The 9,081-nt window shown below is 39.7% G+C and carries 9 protein-coding genes; 7 read left to right on the forward strand and 2 right to left on the reverse strand.

Annotated features, from left to right (window positions below; all coding sequences use genetic code 11):
- Both E1176_RS11005 and E1176_RS11010 read left to right on the forward strand, forming a co-directional pair.
- On the forward strand, positions 1-1,049 hold a 1,049-nt coding region (locus E1176_RS11005; RefSeq protein WP_155210661.1), incomplete at its 5' end, for an LptF/LptG family permease.
- Positions 1,049-1,957 carry a DMT family transporter gene (locus E1176_RS11010; RefSeq protein WP_155210662.1) on the forward strand — a complete coding sequence of 303 codons (909 nt, stop codon included), beginning with the start codon at positions 1,049-1,051 and terminating at the stop codon, positions 1,955-1,957. The genes E1176_RS11005 and E1176_RS11010, both read left to right, overlap by 1 nt.
- Here the strand turns inward: E1176_RS11010 and ispE are convergent.
- Positions 1,954-2,757, reverse strand: a complete 804-nt coding sequence (gene ispE / locus E1176_RS11015) for a 4-(cytidine 5'-diphospho)-2-C-methyl-D-erythritol kinase (protein ID WP_155210663.1) — start codon at positions 2,755-2,757, stop codon at positions 1,954-1,956. The two genes, E1176_RS11010 and ispE, sit on opposite strands and share 4 nt — an antisense overlap.
- Before the next feature lie 61 nt (positions 2,758-2,818).
- On the reverse strand, positions 2,819-3,631 hold the full coding sequence (locus tag E1176_RS11020; protein WP_155210664.1) for an enoyl-ACP reductase FabI: 813 nt from the start codon (positions 3,629-3,631) through the stop codon (positions 2,819-2,821).
- Positions 3,632-3,850: 219 nt separating this feature from the next.
- Here E1176_RS11020 and murI point away from each other — a divergent pair, with 219 nt between their 5' ends.
- The 5 genes from murI to E1176_RS11045 form a co-directional block, all read left to right on the forward strand.
- Entirely contained in the window at positions 3,851-4,663 is an 813-nt protein-coding gene (murI, locus tag E1176_RS11025) for a glutamate racemase (protein WP_155210665.1), read from the forward strand.
- 66 nt (positions 4,664-4,729) lie between these two features.
- Positions 4,730-5,827, forward strand: a complete 1,098-nt coding sequence (locus E1176_RS11030) for a complex I subunit 1/NuoH family protein (protein ID WP_155210666.1) — start codon at positions 4,730-4,732, stop codon at positions 5,825-5,827.
- A gap of 16 nt (positions 5,828-5,843) precedes the next feature.
- Positions 5,844-7,895, forward strand: coding sequence for an ATP-binding protein (locus tag E1176_RS11035; RefSeq protein WP_155210667.1), 2,052 nt, complete (start codon positions 5,844-5,846; stop codon positions 7,893-7,895).
- Positions 7,896-7,936: 41 nt separating this feature from the next.
- Positions 7,937-8,629: a 4Fe-4S binding protein gene (locus E1176_RS11040; protein WP_155210668.1), complete on the forward strand. Its 693-nt coding sequence runs from the start codon at positions 7,937-7,939 to the stop codon at positions 8,627-8,629.
- The coding region (locus E1176_RS11045; RefSeq protein ID WP_155210669.1) for an NADH-quinone oxidoreductase subunit J family protein at positions 8,622-9,081 on the forward strand (460 nt) is incomplete at its 3' end. The genes E1176_RS11040 and E1176_RS11045, both read left to right, overlap by 8 nt.

Genomic DNA, 9,081 nt, shown 5'->3' on the forward strand with positions numbered 1-9,081 from the left:
TAAAGAGATTTCTGGGAGCATTTATCTTTACAGTGCTAATCATATGCGCAGTTATTCTAGTGATTGACATCACCGAAAAAACTGAAAAATTTGTAAAGGCCGATCTCGAGACCACCCAGATTATTGGGTACTACCTTGATTTCATCCCCTGGATAGCCAATTTCATCACGCCACTAACGGTATTTATAGCCACTGTATTTGTTACAGCAAAAATGGCAGGGCATACAGAAATTGTAGCCATTCTGAGCTCAGGGGTTTCATTTAGAAGAATGTTGCTACCGTATTTTATCGGTGCTTCAATGATCGCACTTTCCAGTTTTTATCTTACAGGTTGGGTTATTCCAAACTCCAATAAATCGAGGTTGGCCTTTGAGGTGGAGTACCTCAAGAGTAAATACTATTTCGACCAGACAAACGTGCATATGCAGGTGGCTCCGGATACCTATTTGTACATGCGCAGCTATAACAACCAATCTAACATAGGCTATAATTTTACGCTTGAGAAAATGGAAGGCACGCAACTGATGGAAAAGTTTAGTGCATCAAGAATCTCCTGGGATAGCGATAAAGAAAAATGGGAACTTACCAACTGGAAGCGCCTGACCTTAGATGGAATGGACGAAATTGTTGAAGAAGGGCGAAAGGTTGACACTACTTTAGCAATTCACCCGAGTGAGTTTGAAAATGATTACCGTAGATATGATGGTATGACGATAAACGAACTCAATTCGCACATCAGTAAATTACGGATGAGAGGTGCAAGTAATGTTGAGGTATATGAGGTGGAAAAGTACACGCGCTATACAAGTCCGTTTGCTGTCCTTATTCTCACATTTATGGGTGTGATAGTGTCATCTAAAAAAACCAGAGGAGGAGCGGGTTTTCAAATCGCCTTAGGTTTCTTTCTATCTTTCCTATTTATCATGTTTTTTATATTGAGCAAAACTATAGCGGAGGCAGGAAGTTTACCACCTGCCATCTCGGTATGGTTTCCTAATATCTTATTTGGTGGTATTTCTCTCTTGATGTATAAATATGTCCCTCGCTGATGGCGCAAACTAAAGACTATCTCAAACTTCATTTTATTGTCTGGATATGGGGTTTCACAGCAATACTAGGGCTGCTGATTACCATTCCGTCTGTTGAGATAGTTTTTTACAGAACCTTGCTTGCCTTTATTGCACTGGGTTTTCTTCTATACTTTCGAAAAAGAAATTTCCGACTTGGTAGAAATGAGATAACCAAAATACTCGCTACGGGACTGCTTATCGCGGCTCACTGGATACTGTTTTTTGCAGCAGCCCGGGTCTCAACTGCTAGTGTTTGCCTGGCGGGTATGGCCACATGTTCTTTATGGACCAGTTTTATTGAGCCGGTACTTAATAAAAGAAAGATTAATGCCGTAGAAGTTCTGCTTGGCGTAGTCGTAATTATAGGCCTTTATGTGATCTTCCGTTTTGAATTTGATCATGCCTTAGGACTATCTATGGCTGTGGCGTCAGCATTCTTGTCGGCCCTATTTACTGTGATCAATGGGAAGTTCATTAAAAAACATAACCCATATATGATCACTTTCTATGAGATGATCGGTGCTTGTTTGGGTACAGCTTTATTCTTTCCTGTGTATATGATGTATTTCAGCGGTGGGGAGTTAAACCTTTCACCTACTATGGTCGATTGGGGTTGGCTTTTTGTACTCGCTGTGATATGTACAGTATATGCTTATTCAGTATCTGTAGATCTTATGAAGCAACTTTCTGCTTTTGTGATAAATCTTACAGTAAATCTCGAGCCCGTGTATGGGATAATTTTAGCCGTAATTATTTTTGGTGAGAAAGAGCAAATGGCACCTGGTTTCTACTTAGGTACACTTATTATCTTGAGTGCCGTGCTTACATACCCGCTAATCAACAGGTACAAGAGGAGGAGAGCCATGCAGGTTGATCACCTGCGCTAATCGAGCTGTCCTTGCCAAACAACATTACTCACTAAGCTTTCGGGTAATTCAGGCTTTGTATCAAAAATAGCATAAACGCTAGATCCGGATCCGGTCATGCTGGCGTATTGTGCGCCAGATGTTAAGAGCTGCTCTTTAATTTCACCTATAGCCGGAAATTGAGGAAAAACCGAATCTTCAAAGTCATTATGCAGTTTATCTTTCCATTCATCAATAGGTAGGCTCAACACATTTTCTATCTGGTGCTCTGCCTGCTGAGGTTTTACCTTGTTGTAGGCAGACGCAGTACTTACATGTATGCCAGGGTTTATTAAGACCAGGTACCTGCCTGACAAATCAAAGTCAATATCAGAAAAATCTGTACCCGTTCCGCTAGCCATCACAGCATTGTTTTGAATGAAAAATGGACAATCGCTGCCCAATTGAGACGCATAATTTTCTAGTTTTTTGTTGGTCAGCTGAAGGTTGAAAAGTTCGTTAAGGCACTTTAGTGTGAAAGAAGCGTCCGCTGAGCCACCACCTAATCCTGCTCCGATAGGCACGATTTTGTGTAAATGTATATTTACAGGGCCGATTCCATGCTTTTGCTTTAATATTTCAAAAGCCTTGATGCACAAATTTCCTTCACCGGGTATTTCAATGCCAGTTGAGTTAAATTCAAACTGCTCAGATTTTTTTACTTCAAGTATGTCAGTAAGTGGGATCGGATAGAAACAAGAGGAAATATTATGATAGCCATCGGTCCGTTTAGAGATGATATTCAGACCGAGATTTATTTTAGCATTTGGAAAAACTACCATAATTGAAATAAAAGAGCCGCTCCAATTTTTAAGTTGAAGCGGCTTTTTTTAACATTAATAATTATTTAGATAGGTCTGCTATAATTTCTTCAGTTATACCTGAAGTAGAGAAACCTCCATCATGCATTAAATTTTGCATAGTAACCATGCGCGTGTAGTCTGAGAACATCATGGCTATGTATTTTGCACAGTCTTCAGCAGGCGCGTTGCCTAAAGGAGACATTTTGTTGGCGTAGTCAAAGAAAACATCAAAGCCTGGTACACCACTACCTGCAGTAGTCATAGTTGGCGATTGACTGATGGTGTTTACTCTTACTTTATTTGACTTGGCAAATCTGTATCCATAGCTTCTTGCAATAGACTCGAGCATGGCTTTTGCCTGGGCCATGTCTCCATAGTCAGGGAAGGTACGCTGTGCAGCAATGTAAGAAAGGCCTAAAATTGAGCCCCACTCATTCATGCTTTCAGTTTTTTCTGCAGTCTGTAAAACCTTGTGAAAAGACACACCTGAAATATCTAAAGTTTTTAGGTACCAATCGTAGTTTAAGTCACCGTAATCCTTTCCTTTTCTCACATTAGGGCTCATACCAATGGCATGTAATACAAAGTCTATTTTACCGCCCAATACTTCTTTCGACTTTTCAAATAGGTTGGTGAGGTCTTCGATTGATGTAGCATCTGCTGGAATAACTTCAGCATTACATTCTTCTGCCAACTGGTTGATGGTACCCATTCGAAGAGCAACTGGTGCATTAGTTAGTGTAAACTCAGCACCTTCTTCATGAGCTACTTTTGCTGCTTTCCAAGCAATTGAGCTTTCGTCTAAAGCTCCAAAAATGATTCCCTTTTTACCTTTAAGAATATTATTAGCCATGTCTTATAAGTTTTTTTCGTGTTATTGTTGGCTGCAATTATACAAAAATATTTGTCCATTTGGTCGTCAAATCTTTCGTAATACACCCTTGCAGCTTTGTTTTAAGCTTATAAAGTTAGTGAATTTGACTACCTACAAAATATATGGCTTAACCCTTTTAATCTCTCCAAATTAGATAATTTTGGCCTTTTGCATTGGTATTAATTGATTAGTCATATTATGAAAGAAGCTTCTGCTCAGCCTATTGGAGTATTTGATAGTGGAATTGGAGGTCTTACCGTAGCACACACCATAAAAGAAGTGCTTCCTAAGGAGTCTTTAGTCTACTTTGGTGACACTGCACATCTTCCTTATGGTGACAAATCAGAAGCTGCGGTGCAAGCCTACTCAGTCAAAATTGCTGATATATTATTACAAAAAGGTTGTAAGGTCATTGTCATTGCCTGTAATTCTGCCAGCTCAGCAGCGTATGATTTGCTGAAGGAGTATACAGGCCGAAGAGCTAAGGTTATCAATGTGATTGACCCAATGGTAAGTTTGGTAAAAGAAAGGTTTAACAAAACCAAAATAGGATTGATTGGTACCAAACGTACGGTAAACTCAGATGTATATGGCAGAAAAATTAATCAGCTGAAGCAGGATATAGAATTGAAATCATTAGCAACACCCCTGTTGGTACCGATGATTGAGGAAGGCTTTTTTAATAATAAGATCAGTTCAGAAATTATCAATAAATATTTAAGTGATGATGACCTAAACGGTATCGAAGCGCTGATTCTCGGCTGTACACACTATCCTTTAATTAAGAAGCAAATAAAAGAGTTCTACAGCCAACCTGTCGAAATTCTTGATTCTTCGCTGGTAACAGCTCATTATTTAAAACAATACCTTGAAAATGAAGCTTTGCTCAATAATTCAGGACAGGTAAAAGATCAGTTTTTAGTCTCTGATTTTACCAGATCATTTGAGGCATCAGCCAAATTATTTTTTAAAGATGAGGTGCATTTAGAGTCATACCCCTTGTGGGACTAAACAGATATTTCGCCTTTCGTGTATAAATTACTTTTTATTTAATTTATAAGCCTAATTTAGCGTTCGATGTCTACGGTTTTATTCTTTCTACCTCTACTCATAGTTTTTACGGTTGTAGCTGTGTATGCCGAGAGAAAGGTGAGTGCCTTTATTCAAGATAGGTACGGACCCATGGAAGTTGGGTATTATGGTTTGCTTCAAACTATTGCAGATTTACTCAAGTTGGTGCAAAAAGAAGACATCGTGCCCAATGCTGCCGATAGAAAACTTTTTCTTACAGCGCCAATCCTAATTTTCGTTTTTGTGTTTGCTGGTTTTGCTGTGATGCCCATCGCACCAGGCTGGGGAGGAGCAGCTGTAAATTCCGGAGTATTTTACTTGCTAGCCATAGTTTCTTTAGATGTAATCGGAGTTATTTTAGCCGGATGGAGCTCGAATAATAAATATGCCCTTTTAGGAGCTATGCGCTCCGCTGCCCAGATTGTGTCTTACGAAGTGCCGCTTACACTCTCCGTGTTGTGCGTAATTGTAATTTCTCAAACGCTTGATTTGCAGGAGATTTCTTATCAGCAAGGTATTTGGTACGATGAGGCTTATTTCGGAAGTGAAAATTATCTCTTAGGAATTAAAGCATTAGGTATAGAAATAACCAATGTAGGAGGTTTTCTAACATGGAATGTGCTTCGTATGCCTCTTTTATTTATCGCCTGGGTAATATTTTTTATCGCTTCCCTGGCTGAGTGTAATCGTGCACCTTTTGATTTGCCAGAAGCAGAATCTGAATTGGTGGCAGGTTTTCAATCAGAATATTCAGGCTTCCGATGGTCGGTAATTATGCTTTCTGAGTATGGTATGATGCTACTAGTCAGTCTGTTGGGTGTGGTTTTGTTTTTTGGAAGCTGGAATACACCTCTACCTAATTTAGGCGCCCTTGAACTAGCCACATGGACAAGTGGAGAACCCGGTACGCTCTACGGCTATATATCTGGTGCATTCTGGTTGGTTTCCAAAGCCATGGTTATGGTATTCATCCAAATGTGGGCCAGATGGACTTACCCAAGGCTGCGAATTGATCAATTGATGTCGCTCGGTTGGAAATACCTTACACCGGCTGCCATCTTGATGTTATTATTTTGCGGTTTATGGAGATTGTTAATGATTTAATGTATATTGATCGAGTTTGAAAAATTGTAACACGATATTTTTAGCCGTTTTGCTGTCTGTTTTGCCAACTCTTACACAGGCACAGAATGATTTAATTTCCCCCGATAGTTTGCGTCAGGTGTATAATACTACCAGCAACGACTCTATTAAACTGAGAATTGCCTATTATCTTATTTCAGAATATGAGATTTCAGATCCTGATTCTGCTTATCAAATGGCATTGCACATAAAAGAGCTGGCAGAGCAGGAAAATGACACAACGATCCTTGCAAGTATTTACAGGTACCTTGGTGTTTTGGCAGGTTATAGAGGGGAACATTACCAGGCCTTACAATTTGATTTTGATGCATTAAGACTTTACGAAAGCGTAGGAGATGAAGAAGGTATAGCCCGTGTTTGGAATAACCTGGGAGAGGGCTATTACGAACTTGACCTTTTTAATGAGGCCTATGATTACTATTATAAGTCTCTGAACCGAACCACAGAAATAGGCGACTCGCTAGGGGCCGCTATAGCAACTTATAATGTGGGTAGAGTTCTCAAGGCTATGGGTCAGCTTAAAAAGGCCAAAGTATTTATTGTTGAAGCCAAAGAGCTAAGTGAGAAAATAGGTGATAAAGAAGGCATACCCTATGCCCTCAACGACCTGGGTGACATTTATTTAGCAGAAGGTAAATATGACCTTGCATTAGAGACTCTAAACGAAGCGCTCGAAAAATGTAAGGAGTATGAAGAAGTTTTAGACGTCTACATTTTGGCCCCGGAAATATTGGAGAAAATTGCTCAGGCATACAGAGCGAAGCGAGACTATGCCGCGGCTATAGACTATCACGATCAGGCCATTGAGTATTATGAAAATCTTGGAAACGAAAGTGGAATAGCAGAAATCAACCTGGGTAAAGGCCGCACACTTATGGCCAGCGGGGACTTAGATGAGGCTGCACGCTTTCTCAATACCGCACTTTCCATAGCCAATGACGAAAACAACAAAGGGCTTCAGGTACAGGTATATCAGGAGCTTTCCAAACTATATGAGCTTAAAGGAGAATTTCAAAGATCGCTGGAGCTATATAAAAAGTTTAAAACATTGGGTGATGAGCTCTATAGCGAAAAGAAAAGTGAGCAATTTTCTCAGTTACAAATTAAGTACGAGACTCAAAAGAAAGATATTGAAATTGCACTTCTTAATCAGCGTGAAGAGCAACGGCAGGCACAACTCAAAAATGAAGAGTTTCTAAGAAACATATTAGTGGTAATATTGGCATTTACAGCCGTGCTGTTAGTCACACTCTATAGAAGTGGAGCAAGAAGGAAAAAGATTAACGAGCTGTTGATCGTACACCAAAAAGAGATAGAGGCACAAAGTAAAGAGCTCGAAAGTTTACTTGAGCTAAAGGATAAATTCTTTTCTATTGTTTCTCATGACCTAAGATCGCCCATCAATGCACTTGTAGGTATTCTTGATATGCTTAATGAAGGCCACCTCACACAGGAGGAGCTTGTGCAGCTTACCAGGTCATTAAAAATCAGGCTTGACAACACCAGAAAGCTGCTCGATAATCTGCTCGACTGGGCAATGGTGCAAATGAATGAGATTGAGATAAAGGAGGAAGAAATAAAACTCAAACTCACAGTAGAAGATAACCTCACCTTTTTTAGAGAAGTAAACGATAAGAATATCAACTTTTTCAACAAAGTACAAGAGGAGGTGGCGCTGGCAGATCGCAACATGCTCGACCTGGTGATAAGAAACCTGGTTTCAAACTCTATAAAATTTACTCAGGAGAAAGGCACAGTAGAAGTTTTTGCAGAAGACAGTGGCCAACATTGGATTATCTGCATAAGCGACAATGGTGTAGGTATGTCTCAAGAGCAAGTTGGGAAAGTATTTGATAACTCATTGATTTATACTACACCGGGCACCTCCAATGAAAAGGGTACAGGAATAGGCTTAAAGCTGTGTAAAGAATTTGTTGATAGAATGGGAGGCAAAATCTGGGTAGAAAGTGAAGAAGGCAAAGGCAGCACATTTAAGTTTACTGTAAAAAAAGCAGAATCTACTGAATAAAATATTTAGCCTTTATCAAAATCTTGGCATCTTTGTTTGGCATGAGCACAAATTATTGGCTAAACATAAAATCCTCAACAAAAACCCTTCTTAAAGGACTCAGCATAACGTTAAGGCACTTTTTTGATGCCCGCCATAGCAAAGCTTCTATTGATGTAAAAGAAGAAAACTATTTTGAGAAGCAAAATGGTATTTCTACCATACAATACCCTCACGAAAGTATGCCGGTACCAGATAATGGTAGGTATAGGTTACATAATGAAATTGATGATTGTATTGTATGTGACAAGTGCGCAAAGATTTGTCCGGTAGATTGCATCGAAATTGAATCAATAAAAGCCACAGAAACCTTTGGCAAAACTTCTGATGGTACCCCAAAGAGAATACATGCGGCAAAGTTTGATATTGACATGGGTAAATGCTGTTTTTGTGGCTTATGTACGACAGTTTGCCCGACAGAGTGCCTGACTATGACCAAGACCTTTGATTTTAGTGAGTTTGAAATCGATGATCATGTCTACTCCTTTGCAAATATGAGTGCAGCAGACATATTGGCCAAACAGAAGGAACTGGCAGCTTATGAAGAGGAGAAGGCTAAGGCCAAAGAGTCAAAAGGATCATCTGGTGAAAGCCCAAGGCCTAAACCTGTAGCGAAACCAAAAACAACTACTGCAACCACTGGCAAACCTAAATTTAAGCCAAGGGCGCCTAAACCGAAGAAAAAAGATGATTGAGGTTCTTTTTTACATATTTGGAGGCTTAGCAGTATTAGGAGCATTGCTCGTACTCATTACAAAAAACGTATTATATGCTGCTTGTTCATTGGTGGTTGCCTTTTTGGGCGTAGCAGCCATTTATGTATTGGCCGGTGCAGAATTTTTAGCCATCACCCAAATAATGATTTACGTAGGCGGAATTGTGGTTCTCATGATTTTTGGTGTTATGTTGACCAATCGGTTATCTGGCAAAGCACTAATAGCCTCCAGTCATAATCAATTTTGGGGCTTAATTGCCGGAGGAGCTATATTCAGTTTACTTTTATTAAGCCTTTTTCAGGTCAACTTGCCGATTATAAAGCAGTCGATACCAGAATTCGATAATATTCGCACGCTAGGTGTTGGACTCATGTCTGATTATATCCTTCCATTTGAAGTAGCTGCCATATTACTGTTATTAGCACTTGTCG

The sequence above is a fragment of the Fulvivirga aurantia genome, from assembly GCF_009711475.1.
Lineage (GTDB): Bacteria > Bacteroidota > Bacteroidia > Cytophagales > Cyclobacteriaceae > Fulvivirga > Fulvivirga aurantia.